Origin of the sequence: Plantibacter sp. ME-Dv--P-122b (assembly GCF_030209375.1) — a bacterium.
Taxonomy (GTDB): domain Bacteria; phylum Actinomycetota; class Actinomycetes; order Actinomycetales; family Microbacteriaceae; genus Plantibacter.
The window spans coordinates 224,893-241,919 of sequence record NZ_JARVSC010000009.1 but is presented as its reverse complement, the minus strand read 5'-3'; the positions used below and the strand labels follow the sequence as shown (position 1 = coordinate 241,919).

20 protein-coding genes are annotated in these 17,027 nt (G+C 68.5%); 10 read left to right on the top strand and 10 right to left on the bottom strand.

The features are described 5' to 3' along the window. Window positions 1-24: 24 nt before the first annotated feature. A complete protein-coding gene (locus QRN19_RS16120; RefSeq protein WP_285028210.1) occupies window positions 25-1,581 on the bottom strand; it encodes a deoxyguanosinetriphosphate triphosphohydrolase family protein in 1,557 nt (518 codons plus the stop codon). A gap of 39 nt (window positions 1,582-1,620) precedes the next feature. On the opposite strand from QRN19_RS16120, the gene QRN19_RS16115 reads away from it, so the two are divergent. After that, on the top strand, window positions 1,621-2,199 hold the full coding sequence (locus QRN19_RS16115; protein ID WP_285028209.1) for a uracil-DNA glycosylase family protein: 579 nt from the start codon (window positions 1,621-1,623) through the stop codon (window positions 2,197-2,199). 90 nt (window positions 2,200-2,289) lie between these two features. On the opposite strand, the gene QRN19_RS16110 is transcribed toward QRN19_RS16115, so the two are convergent. Further along, window positions 2,290-2,595, bottom strand: a complete 306-nt coding sequence (locus QRN19_RS16110; protein ID WP_285028208.1) for a metal-sensitive transcriptional regulator — start codon at window positions 2,593-2,595, stop codon at window positions 2,290-2,292. Between the two features lie 144 nt (window positions 2,596-2,739). Further along, window positions 2,740-4,371: an FAD-dependent oxidoreductase gene (locus QRN19_RS16105; RefSeq protein WP_285028207.1), complete on the bottom strand. Its 1,632-nt coding sequence runs from the start codon at window positions 4,369-4,371 to the stop codon at window positions 2,740-2,742. 78 nt (window positions 4,372-4,449) lie between these two features. Here QRN19_RS16105 and QRN19_RS18540 point away from each other — a divergent pair, with 78 nt between their 5' ends. The 4 genes from QRN19_RS18540 to QRN19_RS16090 all read left to right on the top strand — a co-directional run bounded on the left by QRN19_RS18540 (window position 4,450) and on the right by QRN19_RS16090 (window position 7,323). Beyond that, a complete protein-coding gene (locus QRN19_RS18540; protein ID WP_502928290.1) occupies window positions 4,450-4,614 on the top strand; it encodes a DUF8730 family Cys-rich protein in 165 nt (54 codons plus the stop codon). Between the two features lie 142 nt (window positions 4,615-4,756). Beyond that, window positions 4,757-5,653, top strand: a complete 897-nt coding sequence (gene lgt, locus QRN19_RS16100; protein ID WP_285028206.1) for a prolipoprotein diacylglyceryl transferase — start codon at window positions 4,757-4,759, stop codon at window positions 5,651-5,653. Window positions 5,654-5,942: 289 nt separating this feature from the next. After that, the gene (locus QRN19_RS16095; protein WP_285028205.1) at window positions 5,943-6,323 is read left to right on the top strand and encodes a hypothetical protein; all 381 of its coding nucleotides are present in this window, start codon (window positions 5,943-5,945) and stop codon (window positions 6,321-6,323) included. Between the two features lie 172 nt (window positions 6,324-6,495). Next, window positions 6,496-7,323 carry a MerR family transcriptional regulator gene (locus tag QRN19_RS16090; RefSeq protein ID WP_285028204.1) on the top strand — a complete coding sequence of 276 codons (828 nt, stop codon included), beginning with the start codon at window positions 6,496-6,498 and terminating at the stop codon, window positions 7,321-7,323. Here the strand turns inward: QRN19_RS16090 and QRN19_RS16085 are convergent. Continuing rightward, window positions 7,251-7,751, bottom strand: coding sequence for a GNAT family N-acetyltransferase (locus QRN19_RS16085; RefSeq protein WP_285028203.1), 501 nt, complete (start codon window positions 7,749-7,751; stop codon window positions 7,251-7,253). The two genes, QRN19_RS16090 and QRN19_RS16085, sit on opposite strands and share 73 nt — an antisense overlap. Window positions 7,752-7,927: 176 nt before the next feature. On the opposite strand from QRN19_RS16085, the gene QRN19_RS16080 reads away from it, so the two are divergent. Together QRN19_RS16080 and QRN19_RS16075 are read left to right on the top strand one after the other, a co-directional pair. Beyond that, window positions 7,928-8,380: an NUDIX hydrolase gene (locus QRN19_RS16080; RefSeq protein WP_285028202.1), complete on the top strand. Its 453-nt coding sequence runs from the start codon at window positions 7,928-7,930 to the stop codon at window positions 8,378-8,380. 217 nt (window positions 8,381-8,597) lie between these two features. Next, entirely contained in the window at window positions 8,598-9,056 is a 459-nt protein-coding gene (locus QRN19_RS16075; RefSeq protein WP_285028201.1) for a putative immunity protein, read from the top strand. Between the two features lie 90 nt (window positions 9,057-9,146). Here QRN19_RS16075 and QRN19_RS16070 read toward each other — a convergent pair whose 3' ends face one another. After that, a complete protein-coding gene (locus tag QRN19_RS16070) occupies window positions 9,147-9,299 on the bottom strand; it encodes a hypothetical protein (RefSeq protein ID WP_165766958.1) in 153 nt (50 codons plus the stop codon). Window positions 9,300-9,343: 44 nt separating this feature from the next. Then, a complete protein-coding gene (locus QRN19_RS16065; RefSeq protein ID WP_285028200.1) occupies window positions 9,344-9,979 on the bottom strand; it encodes a TetR/AcrR family transcriptional regulator in 636 nt (211 codons plus the stop codon). A 63-nt stretch (window positions 9,980-10,042) separates the two neighbouring features. Between QRN19_RS16065 and QRN19_RS16060 the strand changes: the two genes are divergently transcribed. Then, window positions 10,043-10,771 (top strand): NAD(P)H-binding protein, encoded by a 729-nt coding sequence (locus tag QRN19_RS16060; RefSeq protein WP_285028199.1) that lies wholly within the window; start codon window positions 10,043-10,045, stop codon window positions 10,769-10,771. Here QRN19_RS16060 and QRN19_RS16055 read toward each other — a convergent pair. Further along, a complete protein-coding gene (locus tag QRN19_RS16055) occupies window positions 10,759-11,748 on the bottom strand; it encodes an aldo/keto reductase (RefSeq protein ID WP_285028274.1) in 990 nt (329 codons plus the stop codon). The genes QRN19_RS16060 and QRN19_RS16055 overlap by 13 nt on opposite strands. A gap of 135 nt (window positions 11,749-11,883) precedes the next feature. Here QRN19_RS16055 and QRN19_RS16050 point away from each other — a divergent pair, with 135 nt between their 5' ends. After that, a complete protein-coding gene (locus tag QRN19_RS16050; protein ID WP_138945793.1) occupies window positions 11,884-12,546 on the top strand; it encodes a GNAT family N-acetyltransferase in 663 nt (220 codons plus the stop codon). A gap of 17 nt (window positions 12,547-12,563) precedes the next feature. On the opposite strand, the gene QRN19_RS16045 is transcribed toward QRN19_RS16050, so the two are convergent. The 3 genes from QRN19_RS16045 to ocd form a co-directional block, all read right to left on the bottom strand. Then, the gene (locus QRN19_RS16045) at window positions 12,564-14,222 is read right to left on the bottom strand and encodes a sensor histidine kinase (protein WP_285028198.1); all 1,659 of its coding nucleotides are present in this window, start codon (window positions 14,220-14,222) and stop codon (window positions 12,564-12,566) included. Window positions 14,223-14,401: 179 nt separating this feature from the next. Then, on the bottom strand, window positions 14,402-15,379 hold the full coding sequence (gene ctlX, locus QRN19_RS16040; RefSeq protein WP_285028197.1) for a citrulline utilization hydrolase CtlX: 978 nt from the start codon (window positions 15,377-15,379) through the stop codon (window positions 14,402-14,404). Window positions 15,380-15,386: 7 nt separating this feature from the next. After that, entirely contained in the window at window positions 15,387-16,415 is a 1,029-nt protein-coding gene (gene ocd / locus QRN19_RS16035) for an ornithine cyclodeaminase (RefSeq protein WP_285028196.1), read from the bottom strand. Window positions 16,416-16,577: 162 nt separating this feature from the next. Here ocd and QRN19_RS16030 point away from each other — a divergent pair, with 162 nt between their 5' ends. After that, window positions 16,578-17,009, top strand: a complete 432-nt coding sequence (locus QRN19_RS16030) for an Lrp/AsnC family transcriptional regulator (protein ID WP_064293981.1) — start codon at window positions 16,578-16,580, stop codon at window positions 17,007-17,009. Window positions 17,010-17,027 lie beyond the last annotated feature (18 nt).

Sequence of the window (17,027 nt, the reverse complement as noted above, 5' to 3'; positions counted from 1 at the left end):
GGAGCCTGTGCAGCGCACGGAGGATCAGCTGCCGAAGGCCCAGGCCTCGCGGTCTCCACGCAGTCGGGCGGCGAGCGCCGTCGCCTGCTCGTCGGTCAGCGAAGCGACGTAGTCGAGGATGCCGCGGGCCCGTCCGAGCCGCCCGAGGGCGCGCGGGTCGCTCTGCGGGCGACCACTGTCGGACTCGGGGTCCGCCGGGAGCCAGTCGGGGTTGTCCGCTCGCAGCCGGAAGTAGCCGTCGGTGGCGAGCTCGACGAAGTCGAGGAGCTTCTGCGGCGCGCGCGGGCCGTCGCGGGGGTCGTCGAGCCAGCTGTCCAGTTCGGTGACGAGCACGTCGAGCACCCGCGACTGGCCTCGCTGGTAGGTGGCGAAGTCCGGCCGGTCGATGACGAACCGGGTGTGGACGAATTTCAGCACGGTGACGTCGTGCCACGCCTCGGGGAGGAGCGACACATGGCCGGAGCGCACGTTCGGCTCCTCGACGACGAGGACGGAACGCTGGAGGCGACCGATCCAGGAGGACACGAACGATTCGATGGCGCGCTCGGTTCGGCTGGAACCGTCGAAGGGGACCGCGAGGAGCCCTTCGACGAGTTCGGTCGCGACCCGCTGGACCGACGCCCGGAAGTGCTCGTCGCTGGCGATCCACGGGTCGCGCGAGACGATCCGCCGGCGCAGCAGCTCGAGGGAGTGGCCGGGCGCCCGGTTCCAGAGTTCGTCGGCGTCGAGCGCGGCGAGGGTGTGCTGGTCGCGGAGGAAGGTGCGGAACTCGACCGCCACCGCCGCCTGCTGCAGGACGCCGGCCCGGTAGAAGTCGTCGAGGTCGTGCAGGGAGTAGGCGATGTCGTCGGCGACGTCCATCACGGAGCATTCGACGGTCTGCTGCCAGGGCGCGATCGCGGTGAACGCACTGCGGGCGTCGAGCATGTCGTCGAGGTCGAGGGTGTAGGCGGAGAACTTCGGCGGCGCGGTCTCCCAGCGACTGGCGGTGGATCCGCGCGGCATCCGGGTGGGGTCGGCCGGGTCGAGGTCGGGGCGGTGGATGGTGCGGCCCCAGGGGTACTTGAGCACGGCGGCGCGGGAGGCGGCCGTGAGGTTGAGGCCCTCCTTCACCGTCTCGCACACGTCGAGCGCGGAGAGGATGCGGAACGACTGCGCGTTCCCTTCGAAGCCCTCGGCGAGACCGAGCCGCTCGCGAGCCAGGCGGTCGAGGACCTGCTCGCCGAGGTGGCCGAACGGCGGGTGGCCGAGGTCGTGGGCGGAGGCGGCGGCCTGCACGACGACCGGGTCGCAACCGCCGAGCCGCTCGACGATGGCGCTCTGCTCGGGATCGGTCGTGGTGAGCTGCATGGCGATGGCGCGGGCGACCGCGGTCACCTTGATCGAGTGCGTGAGCCGGTTGTGGACGACCTGACCGACGCCGGAGGGCGAGACGACCTGCGTGACCGCGGACAACCGGGCGAAGTACGGGGAGAACCGGATGCGCTCGAGGTCGACGCGGTACTCGGGGTACTCCTCGCCGGTCGCGAACCGGTCCACCGGCTCGGGGATGAGTCGCCGTCGCCGCTGGTCGTCGTCCATCCCCTCACTGTATTGCGCGGCGGGTGGGAGACTGCAGGGATGCATCCGATCGATCGACTCCGAGCCGAGGTCGCCGCGCACGAGTCGAACGCCTGGGCCACCGAGCTCGGGTGGGAACCGCTCGTCGTCGCCTCCCCCGCGGCCCGCGTGCTCATCATCAGTCAGGCGCCTGGTCGCCTGGCGCAGGAGTCGGGCATCCCGTGGAACGACCCGAGCGGCGTCCTCCTCCGCTCATGGATGGGTGTGACCCCCGAGGAGTTCTACGACCCGGCGAACGTCGCGATCATCCCGATGGACTTCTACTTCCCGGGCAAGGGCGTGAGCGGCGACCTGCCGCCGCGCCGGGACTTCGCGCCGCGCTGGCATCCGCGCCTGCTCGAGCAGCTGACCGAGGTGCGCCTGACGATCCTCATCGGCGCCTACGCCCAGCGCGCCTACCTCGGACCGCGAGCCGGACGCACCCTGACGGAGAACGTCCGGGCCGCGGAGACCCACCTCCCGCTCTTCCCGATCGTGCACCCGTCGCCGCTCGCACGCGGCTGGCGCAGTAAGAACCCCTGGTTCCAGGAGGAGACGGTTCCACTCCTCGCCGCGCAGGTGCGGGCGGCGCTCAGCTAGCGCGACCCGACCTGGCCTCGGAGACCGGCATCCGAGCCACGGAGCATGCCGGACGAACGCCAACCGTGGCCTCCGACCGATGCCCGCGTGTCAAGCGAGGGTGAGGAAGAGCTTCTCCAGCTCCGCGACGGTCAGCCGCCGATCCGCGCCGTCGGACTGCTTCTCGTCGGCGGGAGCCTCCGTGATGCACTCGCGGAGGGCGGTGGAGATGATCGCGAACCCCGCGCGATCGAGCGCGCTGCTGACCGCGGCGAGTTGCGTGACCACGTCACGGCAGTCGCCGCCACCCTCGACCGCGGCGATCACCCCGGCGAGCTGCCCCTGTGCACGCTTGAGGCGGTTGGCGACCTTCCGGACCGCTTCCGCATCGCGCAGCGACCCGTCTGCGGCGCTCATGCCACCACCACCCCGTGAACGGCTCGTGGATCGTCCGGTTCGTCGACGTCGATGACGGTCGTCGTCGACACGGCTGCGAGTTCATCGTCGGTGATCTGCTTCATGGCTGCTCCGGTGGGATCGATGATGGGCGGAAGGTGGTGGTCAGGCGGCGGTCCCGGCGGCCCAGGTGCGGTAGCCGCCGTCGAGGTTCCTCACATCGTGCCCCAGCTGGTCGAGGATGCGCGCGGCAGTGTGTCCGCGCTGACCCACCTGGCAATGCACGACGACGGGCCCACTCGAGAGCTCGTCGTGTCGGGCGCGGAGCTCATCAAGCGGGATGTTCACCGCGCCGGGGATCGCCCCAGCGGCGTACTCGGTCGGAGAGCGGACGTCGACGACGGTCGTCCCACGAGCCTGGACGGCTGCGAGTTCGTGCCATTGCAAGGTTCGCGTGGTGCCCGTCGCGGTGTTCTCGGCGACATAGCCCAGCATGTTCACCGGATCCTTCGCAGATCCGTATTGCGGCGCGTAAGCGAGTTCGAGCCGCGACAGCGCCGAGGCGGTGAGCCCGGCGGCCATCGCCACGGCGATCACATCGATGCGCTTGTCCACCCCCTCGCCGCCGACGATCTGCGCGCCGAGGATCCGGTCCGTGGACGGATCGATGAGGAGCTTCATCGACATCGACTCCGCGCCCGGGTAGTACGTGGCGTGGGACGCGGGGTGCGTGTGCACGATGCGGTGCGGGCGTCCGGCCGCGACGAGCCGACGCTCGCTCCAGCCCACCAGACCGACCGTCACTCCGAAGATGCCGAGGATCGCCGTGCCGAGCGACGGGGCCGCGTCGTCGGGTTCGACACCGGCGATGTCGTCGGCCACGGCACGGCCGTGCCGATTCGCAAGGCCCGCCATCGTGACCAGCGTCGGATGCCGATCGAGGAGGTCGATCTTCTCGACTCCGTCACCGACCGCCCAGACCTTCGGCACGGAGGTCCGATGCCGGCCGTCGACAGCGATGCCACCCGTCGGGCCGATTCGCACTCCGGCAGTATCAGCGAGACGACGGTCCGGACGGACACCGCTGGCCTCGATCACGAGATCGGCGGGGACGGCACCGCCGTCACTGAGGGTCACGGATCCGTCACATGCTCCGGTGACGGTGACACCGAACCGGACGTCTGCGCCGGCGGCACGCAGCTCAGCGAGTATCGGGGCTGCCATCTCGGCGTCGAGCGGGGACAGCACCTGGTCGCCGCGGGTGATGAGCGTCACCGATACACCGCGCTGCAGCAGGTTCTCGACCGCTTCGAGTCCGATGAATCCAGCTCCGACCACGACGACCCGAGGGGTGTCGCCGGCCTGATCGAGCACGTCCACGACGCGATCGACATCGTCGACGCTGCGGAGTGTGTGCGTGGGGATGATCCCGGAGCTCGGCCCAGGCTCGGCACCTGCCCCGGTCGCGAGCACGAGCTCGTCATAGTGCTCGATCGATTCGACTCCCGAGCGGACGTCCCGGACAGTGACGGTCTGAGCTGCCGCGTCCACCCCGATGACCTCCGCGTGGACGTGCACATCGAGGGCGAACCGGGCCGCCAGTGACTCCGGTGTCTGCAGCAGCAGCGACGACCGCTCCGCAATCACTCCACCGACGTGGTACGGCAGCCCGCAATTCGCGAACGACACGTGCGCGCCGCGCTCGTACACGGTGATCCGCCGGAACTCGTCGAGCCGTCGAAGCCGCGTGGCCGTGGACATGCCCCCAGCGACACCACCGACGATGATTGTCCTCATGGATCGAGAATACCCCCGGGGGTATAGTTGCCGCAAACGATCGAGTGATCGCGGAACCAGACGGAGATGAGCAGGACGATGTGCAGACAAGTGACGTGCAAGACGTGCGGGAAGACGACATGGGCGGGCTGCGGGCAGCACGTCGACCAGGTCATGCGGGGTGTGGCTCGCCGTGACCGATGCGAAGGGCATGAGCGGCCGACACGCGAGGGCGGTTTCTTCGCCCGACTCCTCGGCCGATGAGTGGCACTGAGCACCCCGTCGAACGCGCGCGGGTCCAGGCTCCCGCATCCGATCGCTGATCGAGAGCGGTCAGGCCGGACACCGGGGCAGGGCTTAGACTCGCTGCGCGTTCGGGCATGTGCCCACGGAGAGGGAGAGCCTGATGTTCGTCGCGAGTATCCCGAGCCCGGATCCGGCCTGGTCGCAGTTCTCGCTCGGCCCCTTGACGGTGCACACCTACGCGCTGTGCATCCTGGCGGGGATCGCCGCGGCCATCGCCATCACCCAACAACGACTCGGCAGACACGGCGCACCCCGGGGCGTCGTCCTCGACATCATCATCTGGGCCGTGCCACTCGGCATCGTCGGCGCCCGTTTCTATCACGTGTTCACGCACATCGGTGATTACTTCTACCCCGGCGCGAACCTGTGGGACGTCTTCGCGATCTGGGACGGCGGGAACGCGTTGTACGGGTCACTGATCGGTGGAGCGGTCGGCGCGTGGATCGGGTGCAAGCGCACGGGAGTGCGCTTCTGGTCGTTCGCCGACGCGCTCGCCCCAGCGATGCTCGTCGCCCAGTCGATGGGACGGATCGGCAACTACTTCAACCACGAACTCTTCGGCCTGCCCACGACACTGCCGTGGGGCCTGCAGATCGAAGCGAGCAATCCCAAGTTCCCGGTGGGACTCCCCGACGGCACACTCTTCCACCCGTTGTTCTTGTACGAGATCATCTGGAACCTGATCGGAGTCGGCATCATCCTCGCCGTCGAACGCCGATTCTCGCTCCAATGGGGCCGAGTGTTCGGCGTGTACCTCATCTGGTACGGCCTCGGCCGGAGCTGGCTGGAGGCGATCCGCATCGATCCCACCAGCGACGGGTTCCTGGGGATCCCGGCGAACATCTGGGCATCGTTCGTGGCGATCGTGCTGGGGGTCGCTCTCCTCATCGTGCAGGCGCGCAGACACCCGGGCAAGGAACCCTCCGCCATGGTCGCCGAAACCGACGGACCGAGCACGGAGCATTCATCGGACGCCGCCCCGATCGCTCGAGCCTGACCCGTTCGCGCCACTCGAGGCATGCGAGTCCGCTCGAACACGCCCCGCGAGAGCTCGCGGCGTTTCCGGCGCCGATGCGGAACCCCGTCCCCGCACCCGCCACTGAGCGCGGTCGACGAACGGTCGACCAATAGGCTGGCGAGGATGCCGGAACCGCGGCGTCAGATCGAGTGATGAGGGGCGAGCAGTGAGCGACGAACCGAGCACCGGAGACGGACTGCGGCCGCCGGTCGAACCGCCGCCAGGGCCGAGTTCAGCCACGAAGCCAACCGTGTCGGACCCCGGATCCGTGTCAGCCGCCGAAACCGGAGCGGCCGACCAGGACGGACCGGTCACCGGGCGCGCGACCGGCGTCGGAGTCACGCTGCTCCTGTTCGGGCTGCTGATCGTGAGCTGGCTCGTCCAACTCTCGTTCGCGCTGCAGGGCGAGTTCGGTCCATCCGAGGACCGGCTCAGCGGGGTCGGAACGCTCGGCGGGTTCGTGCTCGGCGCCGCGATCGCTATCGGTTCGCCCATCGTCGTGCTCATCCTGCAGGCGCAGGTCCACAAGCGGACGCCTCGACACTCGATCATCGCCGTCATCGGCGCAGTCGTCGTGCTCATCATCGCCGTACCGGTCAATGCCATCGTCGTCGGCCTGCAAGCGGTGAGCGTCATCAGCGGGAACTAGGATTTCTCCACCGCCGACGCTTTGAGCTCGTCCGCGAGGCCGTATTCCGCGGTGGCTCCATGGCGCGTATCCCGGCGGCGAAGGAGCATGCTGATGATTCCCCACCGGGTGCTCACGGTGGAGTGATCGAGATGCTTGACTCTGACACCGTGTGAGGAGGGAGAACTGAGACATGTTGTCCATCGGAGCGTTCGCGCAGATCGGCCAGGTGACCCACCGGATGCTCCGGCATTGGGACACCGCAGGTCTGCTCGTGCCTGCCCAGGTGGACGAGTCCAGCGGTTACCGCTCGTACGATCCTTCGCAGTTGGAACGACTGCATCGGATCGTGGCGCTTCGCCATCTCGGCTTCGGTCTCGAGGACGTCGCCCTGATCCTCGACCAAGGGGTGGATGCTGCGCGCATCGCCCGGTTGTTGCAGGTGCGTCGAGCCGAGGTCGAACGAGAGCATCGCGTCGCGGCCGCACGACTCGTCGATGTGGAACGGCGGCTCCACCTCATCGAAAGAGAGCATCACATGTCAGAGATCGAGATCATCGAGAAGCCCCTGCCCGCCGTTCGCCTGGCCGCCCGTCGTGGCGTCGTCCCCTCCCAGCCGGACATCGCGGACTTCGTCGGACCCTCGTTCGACGCGGTCGCGTCCATCATCGGCGACGAGAGCGGTTCGCTGACCACGCCGATCGCGCAGTACAGCGCGAGCGAGGACGGCACCGAAGTCGTCGTCGGTTACGCCTACAACGGCGCGGCCCGTGAAGGCTTCGAGGTCGTCGAGCTGCCGGCCGAGCACCTGGCGATCTGCGGCATCCATCTCGGGTCGATGGACCGGATCGCCGAGAGCTGGCAGTCGATCCACGCCGAGATCATCGCCCGGGGGTTCGTGCCGTCGGGGCCCTGCCGGGAGCTGTACGTGCGGGCGGTGTCGGAGGATCAGTCCGACTGGGTCACGGAACTGCAGCAGCCGATCGCTGCCGCCTCGGTGCCGCGCGACAGCACCACATAGGGCGCTCGTCCAGCGTGGTCGGTGACCGTCTGACGTGGCTCGAACCCGACGGCTCGCCAGAACCGGACGCCGCGCTCGTTCCCGACCTCCGGGTCGACGGTGAGTCGAGCGATGTTCCTGGCTCGCGCGCGGGAGAGCATGGCCTCGACCACCCGACGACCGGTGCCTTGGCCTCGCGCGGAGGGCGACAAAATGAGGTCGATCCCACCGACGCCAGCCCCGTCCACGTACAGCTGAACGAGTCCGACCGCCTGCTCCTCGACGAGGACGAGGTAGCACTCGACGTCGGGCAGTCGCGCCCCCAGGTACTTGGTGCGGATGAGTTCGTCGGACAGCCGTCCCGGACCTCCCCACCCGTGGAAGGAAGGATCATCGAACAGGCGACGAAGCGTGGTGAAGTCATCCGTGGACGTGAGTTGCAGCCTCATCGAAGCCATCATGCCCGGGTGGTCAGTGGACGTCTATCGCCGGGAGTCTTCCAGGGCCCTGTCCCACGCCGTGGATTCGACACGGGACAGCGTGCGGTCGTTCGAACGCAACGAGCGCGGAAAGGTTCCCGGGAACCATCGTCTATGGCGGCTATGCGGCATAGGGTTTGACTCCTATGAGCCACTTCTCCGTTGTTCCCGCGTCGTATGTCTTCCTGCGCCGCGATCGATCGGTCCTGTTGCAACGACGGCAGAACACCGGCTACATGGACGATTGTTGGTCAGCGGGTGCCGCCGGTCATGTGGAACTTGGTGAAACTGCGACGTCTGCCGCAATCCGCGAGGCGACGGAAGAACTTGGCGTCCGCGTGGCACCCGAGGCACTATCGGCCGTGGGTGTCATGCAGCGCACCGATGGAACAGCGAACCCGATGGAACAGCGCGTCGACTGGTTCTTCGTCTGCGACGTCTGGGGTGGCGAACCACTGATCCGAGAACCAACCAAGTGCGCAGAACTGTCGTGGTTTCGCCTCGACGACCTACCGCTCAACCTGCCCGCTCACGAGCGGCTCGCACTGGACGCCTTGCGCGAGGGGCGCAGGTCAGCGGTCCTCACGTTCGGGTTCTGACCACCCGCAGCGAGACTGTCCGGCCTTCCACTCGTTCCAGAAAGCGTTGACCTGGACCTTCGTGAACACACGAACCCCTAGATCGATTCTGGGTGGCGCGTGACCAGTTGAGACCACCATGATTTCCGGGCCACTTCCATGACGTACGCGCGCACCCTTTCGACACAACCTGCGTCGGGCCGATCTTTGTCGGCTCGATCCCTGAGACGATCGAGGAGTGAGCGAGGAGACCAAACCGACGTGGGCGAACCCTGAGCCGCCGATTCATCACGCGATCGCACTGTGGGCGGCGAACTGCGCAGAGCGAGCCCTGCCGATCTTCGAAGAACAGCGCCCCGGCGACGATCGACCACGTGCAGCGATCGCGGCACTCCGAGCATGGGAGCGCGGTGAACTTCCGATGACGGCGTGCCGCACCGCCGCATTTGCAGCACATGCGGCCGCGCGAGATGCGACCGAAGGCGGAGCAACCGCGGCCGTCGCTGCTGCTCGCGCAGCCGGTCAGGCATGCGCGGTAGCCCACATGTTCGACCACGCTCCGCACGCCGCGACCTACGCGGCGAGAGCCGTGGGCCTCAACGGAGACGGTAAGGCCGCTCTGGAAACTGAGCGCGCCTGGCAGTGGGAGAACCTGGCACCCGAGCTGCGCTCGATCTGCTTCCCCAAGGGGCGGTGACCGACCCCGTCTCCGGGAAGGCCCCCGAGGGCCGCGACAGCGAAGAGGCCGTTGTCGGATCGAGCCCGAGCGGCTCGCCGCGAGCCGCCCTCACAGACCGGCGATCTCAGCCGATCGCACGACGAAGTACACGAGGATGGCGACGAATGCCACGACAAGGACGACGGCGGTCCAGAACATCGCGATGCGAAGCCGCCGCGTCTGTGGAGATTCGCCGGGTCGATTCCAGGGTGCGCGGGCCATGGAGCAACCATAACGGGGGCAGCCCACGCTGAGGAAGCCGCCGCTCAGGTGCCGAGCTCTCGAGTCGCACCCGGAACGGCCGAGGCCGACGCGGCGGCCCGAACCACCGCTGCGAGGGTCGCGCAGGCCTGAGCAGTCGAGAGGGCCCCGGACAGGACGCTTCGGGCGAGGGCGTCCCCGGCGCCAGGGACGGCACTCAACGGCGCCGGGTCGATTGCGCCGGTCCATGGTTCCAGCGCCTCGCGACAGATCTCGAGATACGCCAGCTCCGCCTCCGACCGCAGGGCACTCAAGGTCGTCGATCCGCGAAGTGCGGACACGACGGCTGCAAGCTCCATCCCTTCCGCGATGCAGCAGCCGATGTAGGCCTCGGCGACCAGGTCCGCGACGGCGGTGAGATCCTGCGGTGCACGCGCGAGCGCCGCCACCAGGGCATCCCGCTGATGGGATTCGAAGGCTCGGTAGACCTCGGACAGCAAGCCCGACAGATCGCCGAAGTGGTCGTAGGCCACGGGCTTCGTCACGCCGGCGTGCGCGGCCACTCGCGCCAGCGTGACGTCCGACAGGTCATGCGTGCGGAGAAGGTCGCGGAACGCGTCGAGCAACTGCGCGTGCCGTGCGTCCCACGAGAGGCGACGCCTCGGCGCAGACCTCAGACTGTTGTCCACGGTGGCTTCCATCCCTCGATCCTATCTACCTTTAGTAAGTTACTATCGGTAAGTAATGGATCGAGAGGATCAACCATGACGTCACGAGACACCACCGCCGCGACGGAGCGCGCATGCCTCGACGATTCAGCCGCACCCACCATGCGCGTCTTCATCTTCGGGATCACGGGCAGAGTCGGCCGACTCCTGGCGACCAGGCTCCGCACCAGAGGGGCCATCGTCTCAGGCCTCTCGCGGTCGTCGCTGCCGGACAGCGCGCTCGAAGCCGAGGGCATGACGACCGTCACGGGAGAGCTCGGTGCCGCGACCACGAGCGATATCACCGCGATGATCTCGGACTCGGACGTCGTCGTCTTCGCGGCAGGGTCGAACGCCGGAGCCCAGAGCGTGACGGACGACATCGACGACGCGGCGCTCCGGCGCGTGTCGGACTCGGTCGCCACGACGCCGAGGAAGCGCCTGATCCTGCTCTCCGTCATGCCGGAGGCCTGGCGCGAGCGGCAGCTGAGCGACGACGAAGAGCACTACTTCGCCGTCAAGAAGCGGGCGGAGATCGCGCTCACCCGCCAGCCGATCGACTGGGTCATCCTCCGCCCGTCCCTGCTGACCGACGGCCCGGGCCAGGGAACGGTCGCCCTGGGGCCCGCTGAGTTCCACGACGAGATCGCGCGCGACGACGTGGCCGCCGTTCTCGAAGCGCTCATCCTCGAACCGGCCATCAGCCGGCGGATCCTGGAACTGAACAACGGGCCGACCACCATCACCGAGGCGGTCGGCCGCATCGCACGCGCCTACCAGGCGTAGGCCTCCGGAGCCTGGCCACCGGGGCCGGGGAAGAGCTCGTCGAGGGCGGTGAGGTCGTCGGCGCTCAGTTCGATGTCGACTGCTGCGACGGCGGACTCCAGCTGCTCGATCGTGCGCGGTCCGATGATCGGGCCGGTGACGCCGGGCTGATGCAGGAGCCACGCGAGACCGAGCGACGCCGAGGTCCAGCCACGCTCCGCCGCGAAACGGTCGTAGGCGTCGAGCTGGTCCTGCTGCTTGGCACGGGCTTCGGTGATGCGGGACTCGCCCGACCGCGCGCGCTTGTCGGAGGAGCCTCCACTCAAGAGGCCGCCGGACAACGGCGACCAGGGCAGGATGCCGAGCCCGTAGTGCTGTGCGGCCGGGATGACCTCGAGTTCGATCGAGCGCTGCGCGAGGTTGTAGAGCGACTGCTCGCTGACGAGGCCGAGGAAGTGTCGCTGTGACGCCACCTCGTTCGCCTGCGCGATGTTCCAGGCGGCGAAGTTCGAGCTACCCGTGTAGACGACCTCGCCCCGCGCGACGAGCACCTCCATCGCCTGCCAGAGCTCCTGCCAGGAGATGTGCCGGTCGATGTGGTGGAACTGATACAGGTCGATCCGGTCCGTCTGCAGGCGCTCGAGCGACGCGATCGCCTCACGACGCACCTGCCAAGCCGACGCGCCACGGGCGTTCACGACATCCGAGCCGTCGTCGTTCGGGGCGGCCATGGGCGAGTGGACCTTCGTCGCCAGGACGATGTCGTCACGGACGCCGGGGCGGGCTGCGAACCACCGGCCGATGATCTCCTCCGTCGCTCCGCGACCGGCGCTGCCGCCATACGCGTTCGCCGTGTCGAAGAAGTTGACGCCGAGGTCGAACGCCCGGTCCATGATCGCGAACGAGTCCTCCTCGCTGGTCCGGTCGCCGAAGTTCATGGTGCCGAGCACGATCCGGGAGACCGTCGTCCCCGTGCGGCCGAGGTGCGTGTACTTCATCGTGGAGCCCTTCTCATCGTCGAACCGGGCCGCGATCCCGCGGCGCGTCGAGTGTGTCACGGAAGCCGCCCGCCACACCCCCGGCTCGACAGGGCGGCCTCGACCGGCTACAGCCCGAGGCGATACCGTGGCACGATGCTCAGCCTCACCGACGTCTGGCCGCTGTTCGGCCTGGAGATCCGCACACCGCGACTCGTCCTGCGCCTCGTGCGCGACGAGGACCTCCCCGGATTGATCGAGGCCGCCCTCGCCGGCGTCCATGATCCCGCCGTCATGCCGTTCTCCACGCCGTGGACCGACCAGCCGCGCGAACAGCTCATCCGAGAGACAGCCCGGCACCTCTGGACCCAGCGAGCGGGCGCGACACCATCGTCCTGGACGCTCAACCTCGCGATCCTCCTGGACGGGACGCCGATCGGTCTGCAGGACATCGGCGCCCGCGACTTCGCCGTCACGCGGACGGTCGGGAGCGGTTCTTGGTTGACGCAGGCACAGCAGGGCAAGGGGCTCGGCATCGAGATGCGGGCGGGCATGCTCCAGTTCGCCTTCGACCACCTCGACGCGCAGGTCGCGGTGTCGGACGCGGCCGTCTGGAACGGCGCATCGCTCGGCGTCTCGCGTCGACTCGGCTATCGGGACAACGGCCTGCAACGCTTCATCGGGCGGCCAGGCGAGCTCGTCGAGTCGCAGGGTCTCCGGCTGCACCGCGACGAGTTCGTACGGCCCGACTGGACCGCCGAGGTCACCGGCCTCGACGCGGCACGATCGGCGCTCCTCGGTGAGCCGTCAGCAGACTGACGGAGCGAGCGTTCGCGTCATCGTGACGTGATGACCGACGGCTCCAGCGGCAGGACGAGGGTCGCCACGGTCGCACCGGGGGCCCCGGCCCTCGCGGGAGTGCTCCGCAGGGTCACGGAGCCGCCGTGCGCGTCGGCGATCGTCCGGGCCGCCGGCAGTCCGAGACCCACACCCTGCACCGCCTGGTCCCGGGCGTAATCGGCCCGATAGAACTTGTCGAACGCCTGACGGAGTTCATCGGCGCTCATCCCGACGCCCGTGTCGCTGACGGTCACCTCGACGTGCGAGGCACTCGGCTCGACGACCACGTCGACCGTCCCATCGGCCGGCGTGAACTTCACGGCGTTGACGACGAGCTCCGTGATCGCACGGTGGACCTGCTCGGGGTCCGCGGAGACGACCGCCGCCGCGTCTGCGTGCAGTCGGACGCCCGGACCCGGGACTCCTGCGGTCGCCGTCTCGACCGCGCGCGCGGCGACGTCCGTGAGGTCGATACGGCTCGGCTCGATCTGGACCGTCGAGTCGGAGGCGGTCAGCAGTTCCTGCACCCGTCGCTCCAGCGCGACCGCGTTGCGCTGGACCACCCGCAGGGCCGGGAGCAGACCGGGGGCGTCGACCTCGGCGTCGTCCATGATCAGTTCGAGGTAGCCGTGGATGGAGGTGAGCGGTGTGCGCAGCTCGTGCGACACCGTCGTCAGGAACGCCTCTCGGACGTTGATCGCGTTGGCGAGTTCGGTGACGTCGTGCGCGACGATGACCGTTCCCAGGTGCGTGTCGCCGTTGCGCATGACCCGCGTGGAGCTGGCGAGGATCGCACGCTGTCGCCCGGCCTCCCCCACCCATTCGAGATGATTCGAGAGCAACTCGCCCCGCAGCGCTCTCGGGATGATCTGCTCGTCGAACGGGATGGGCGTCCGACGGTCGGCTTGCAAGACGTGTTCCCCGGCGTACGGCGGGGTGTCGAGCCGGAAGCCGACGGCGGCGACCATGTCGGCGGCGTGCGCGTTGGCGACACCCAGGGTCCCGTCCGCCGTGTAGAAGGCCACGCCCGCGTCCACCGTCTCGAGGATCGACTCGGCGAGCGCCTCCGCGTCGAGCGCCCTGGCGAGCGAACGTTCGAGCTGCGCGGCCTGCTCCTGGATGGCCTGTCGACTCCGTCTCAGCTGGCGGGCTCCGATGTTCACGGCGACCGCGATACCGATCGTGAGCATGGGGAGCAGCGCGACGTTGAGCCAGTCCACGGCGGTCTCCGGCGTACGAGCGCGGAGGACATAGGGAGCGCTGCTGATGAAGAGCGTGCCGACGACGGCCAGGATGATCATCCGCGGGGTGAACCCGAAGGCCAGCCACAGTACGGGGAAGATGCAGAGGAGACTCGCGCCCGGGGCCACGCTGATGAGCTCGAGCCGGATGCAGGCGACGGCGAGCAGATCGAGGACGGCGACCACGGCCATCGCGTGCGTCGGCCAGCGTTCCCAGGGCAGGAAGCCCGCCAGGAGGGTGCTGATCGCCGCGAGAGCGGTGCCCGACAGGACGGCGACCGTGAAGAACCGCTCAGGCAGGACGATCGCGACCAGGACCGCGACGATGCCGAAAGCGATCGCGAACGGCAGCTGTGCGCGGGCGAACACCCGGAGTCGGCCGCGCCGGGAGGCTTCATGTTCCAACAGCGGCATGATCGCCCACTCTCTCCAGCTCGGTCAGAGAGGACGTCGGCCGGATTCCACGTCGATCAGCTGATCGATCGTCAATCTAACCCATGCAGGCGCGATCAGCCATCGTCGGACCATCGTGGCGCTCCCCCACCACGTTTCAGGAGCGGATGTGCGTTCTCCAGACGACTGAGCCGTCGAGGTCAGGAGCGTGCGAACTGCGGGGTCGGTGTCGGCGCGGTCTCCGTCACGGCCGGGCGGCGGTCCAGATGGATTCCGGCGATCATGCAGCGGACGGAACCCCCGGCGAGCTCGATGGTCGGGACGTCCAGCGGCAGGATCCGGCAGCTGCGCTCGATGACCGCCAGTTGATCCGCCCGCAGGCTCTGGACGGCGCGACTCGAGATCGCGAGGAGGCGCTCCCCCGTCGCCGACCGCAGCTCGATCGCGTTGCCGGCGAAGTCGCAGACCTGTCCGTAGTCGAGGTCGACGATCGTCCGCCCGTGGGCGGTGAGCCGCTCGATCACCTGATCGCGCCGCGCCGGCGAGGCGATCAGGTCGAGGCCGACGAGCGCGAACTCGGTCGCCACGCCCATCATGACGTTGGTGTGGTAGATCGGGACCCCGTGCGGGTCGACCGCGTCGAAGACGAGCGGCTCGTAGCCGAAGTTGGTGCAGAACCGCTCGAGGGCGATCGGGTCGGCTCGGTGGGAGCGCGCGACGAACGCCACTCGCGCTGCGTGGTCGAGCACCATCGCACCGGTGCCCTCGAGGAACACGTCGTCGAGTTCCAGCCCCGAGTAGTCGATGACGTCCTGCACACGGTACTCGCGCTTCAGCATCTCGACGATGTCCCACCGGCGCTCGCGTCGGCGGTTCACCGCGTACATCGGGTAGACCGCCAGGTGCCCGCCCGCATGGGTGGACAGCCAGTTGTTGGGGAAGACGCTGTCGGGACGGTCGGGGTCCGCATCGTCGAACAGGTGGACGCGGACGCCCGCCGCATCGAGCGCCTGCGCCACGGCGGTGACCTCGTCGAAGGCCGCGTGAGCCACCCCGGCCTCAGCCGCCGACGGGACGCCGTCGGCGACTTGGAAGACGTTGTCGGCCGCGGTCAGCGGGTTCGGCGTGAAGCGGTGCGGCCGGATGAGTACCACGGCCGACGGCGCCTGCACGGACATGTCGGACTCAGCCGACGGGAGAGAGCGCGCCGACGAGCCCGAAGAGGTCCTTCGGGTCGTCAGGGGCGGCGACGAGATCGATCTCCTCGAAGTACTCGCTGCCGTCGACGGAGTCGCGGAGGAAGCGCAGCGCGGTGAAGTCCTCGATCGCGAAACCGACGGAGTCGAAGAGCGTGATCTGCTCCCGCGAGCTGCGGCCGGGGACGGCGCCCGTGAGGACCTGCCAGAACTCGATCACCGGGAAGTCGGGAGCCATCTGCTGGATCTCTCCCTCGATGCGGGTCTGCGGCGGGAATTCGACGAACACCTCGGCGCGATCGAGGATCGACGCCTCGAGCTCCGTCTTGCCGGGGCAGTCGCCACCGATGGCGTTCAGGTGCATGCCGGGCTCGACCAGGTCGTTCGTGAGCACGGTCGCGAGCGCCTTGTCGGCCGTGCAGGTCGTGACGACGTCCGCGCCCGCCACGACGTCGGCGGCACTCGTCCCGATGACGACCTCGAACCCGAGCGGCTCCAGGTTGCGTGCGAACTTGTCCATCGCGAGCGGGTCGACGTCCCAGATCCGGACGGTGTTGATCCCGAGGGCGGCCCGCATGCCGAGGGCTTGGAACTCGGCCTGGCTGCCGGCGCCGATGAGCGCGTGGACGCTCGAGTCGGGACGGGCGAGGTGCTTCGCGACCATGCCCGACGTCGCGGCGGTGCGGAGGGCCGTGAGGAGCGTCATCTCGGCGAGGAAGGTGGGATAGCCGTTGTGCACGTCGGCGAGGACGCCGAACGCCGTGACCGTCTGGTAGCCCCGGGCCGGGTTGGACGGGTGGCCGTTCACGTACTTGAAGGCGTAGGTCTCGTGGTCGCTCGTCGGCATGAGCTCGATGACGCCGAACGGTGTGTGACTCGCGACGCGCGGGCTCTTGTCGAACGACGGCCAGCGGCGGAAGTCGGCCTCGAGGTAGTCGATCATGCCGGCGATGATGCGCTCAGGGCCTCGGTCGGCCGTCCAGCGGACCATGTTGCGGACATCGACGAAACGCGTCATGACGTTCCCTTCCAGACGAGTTCGGGCTCGGAGCCGACCGGAGTGGACCACTCTCGGTTGCTTCGAGCCTAGGTTTCGACGATCTGCACTTTCTATTCCAGAGCTGCGCGATTTGTGCACAGTTTATGCACAATGTGAGTAACTCGGTTGTACATTGTGTTCATGGCTGCGCTGGACGATCTGGACCGGAGGCTGTTGGCTGCCCTCCGAGCCGACGGCCGTGCGTCGGTCGCGAGCCTGGCCCGGTCGCTCGACGTCGCGCGGGCGACCGTGAACAGCCGCCTGGAGCGACTCATCTCCTCCGGCACGGTCGTCGGGTTCTCCGTCCGGGTGCGCGACGAACTCGACCCCGGCACCATCCGCGCGATCGCGTTCATCGAGGTCGAGGGTCGCACCACCGATCACGTCATCCGCCAGCTCCGCGGGTTCCCGGAGATCAGCGCGCTCCACACCACCAACGGCGGGTGGGACCTCGTCGCGGAACTCCGCACCGAGACGCTGACCGACTTCGACCGCGTGCTCGGCGGGATCCGGCGCATCGAGGGCGTCGTCAACAGCGAGACGAGCCTCCTGCTGAGTTCCGTCCTCCGCTGACGACCCGCCAGGGCCGAC

Excerpts from the sequence above, each read along its gene's own strand:
- QRN19_RS16120 (WP_285028210.1), bottom strand. The coding sequence starts at position 1,581 with ATGGACGACGACCAGCGGCGACGGCGACTCATCCCCGAGCCGGTGGAC.
- QRN19_RS16115 (WP_285028209.1), top strand. The coding sequence starts at position 1,621 with ATGCATCCGATCGATCGACTCCGAGCCGAGGTCGCCGCGCACGAGTCG.
- QRN19_RS16110 (WP_285028208.1), bottom strand. The coding sequence starts at position 2,595 with ATGAGCGCCGCAGACGGGTCGCTGCGCGATGCGGAAGCGGTCCGGAAG.
- QRN19_RS16105 (WP_285028207.1), bottom strand. The coding sequence starts at position 4,371 with ATGAGGACAATCATCGTCGGTGGTGTCGCTGGGGGCATGTCCACGGCC.
- QRN19_RS18540 (WP_502928290.1), top strand. The coding sequence starts at position 4,450 with ATGTGCAGACAAGTGACGTGCAAGACGTGCGGGAAGACGACATGGGCG.
- lgt (WP_285028206.1), top strand. The coding sequence starts at position 4,757 with ATGTTCGTCGCGAGTATCCCGAGCCCGGATCCGGCCTGGTCGCAGTTC.
- QRN19_RS16090 (WP_285028204.1), top strand. The coding sequence starts at position 6,496 with ATGTTGTCCATCGGAGCGTTCGCGCAGATCGGCCAGGTGACCCACCGG.
- QRN19_RS16085 (WP_285028203.1), bottom strand. The coding sequence starts at position 7,751 with ATGAGGCTGCAACTCACGTCCACGGATGACTTCACCACGCTTCGTCGC.
- QRN19_RS16080 (WP_285028202.1), top strand. The coding sequence starts at position 7,928 with ATGAGCCACTTCTCCGTTGTTCCCGCGTCGTATGTCTTCCTGCGCCGC.
- QRN19_RS16070 (WP_165766958.1), bottom strand. The coding sequence starts at position 9,299 with ATGGCCCGCGCACCCTGGAATCGACCCGGCGAATCTCCACAGACGCGG.
- QRN19_RS16065 (WP_285028200.1), bottom strand. The coding sequence starts at position 9,979 with ATGGAAGCCACCGTGGACAACAGTCTGAGGTCTGCGCCGAGGCGTCGC.
- QRN19_RS16060 (WP_285028199.1), top strand. The coding sequence starts at position 10,043 with ATGACGTCACGAGACACCACCGCCGCGACGGAGCGCGCATGCCTCGAC.
- QRN19_RS16055 (WP_285028274.1), bottom strand. The coding sequence starts at position 11,748 with ATGAAGTACACGCACCTCGGCCGCACGGGGACGACGGTCTCCCGGATC.
- QRN19_RS16050 (WP_138945793.1), top strand. The coding sequence starts at position 11,884 with ATGCTCAGCCTCACCGACGTCTGGCCGCTGTTCGGCCTGGAGATCCGC.
- QRN19_RS16045 (WP_285028198.1), bottom strand. The coding sequence starts at position 14,222 with ATGCCGCTGTTGGAACATGAAGCCTCCCGGCGCGGCCGACTCCGGGTG.
- ctlX (WP_285028197.1), bottom strand. The coding sequence starts at position 15,379 with ATGTCCGTGCAGGCGCCGTCGGCCGTGGTACTCATCCGGCCGCACCGC.
- ocd (WP_285028196.1), bottom strand. The coding sequence starts at position 16,415 with ATGACGCGTTTCGTCGATGTCCGCAACATGGTCCGCTGGACGGCCGAC.
- QRN19_RS16030 (WP_064293981.1), top strand. The coding sequence starts at position 16,578 with ATGGCTGCGCTGGACGATCTGGACCGGAGGCTGTTGGCTGCCCTCCGA.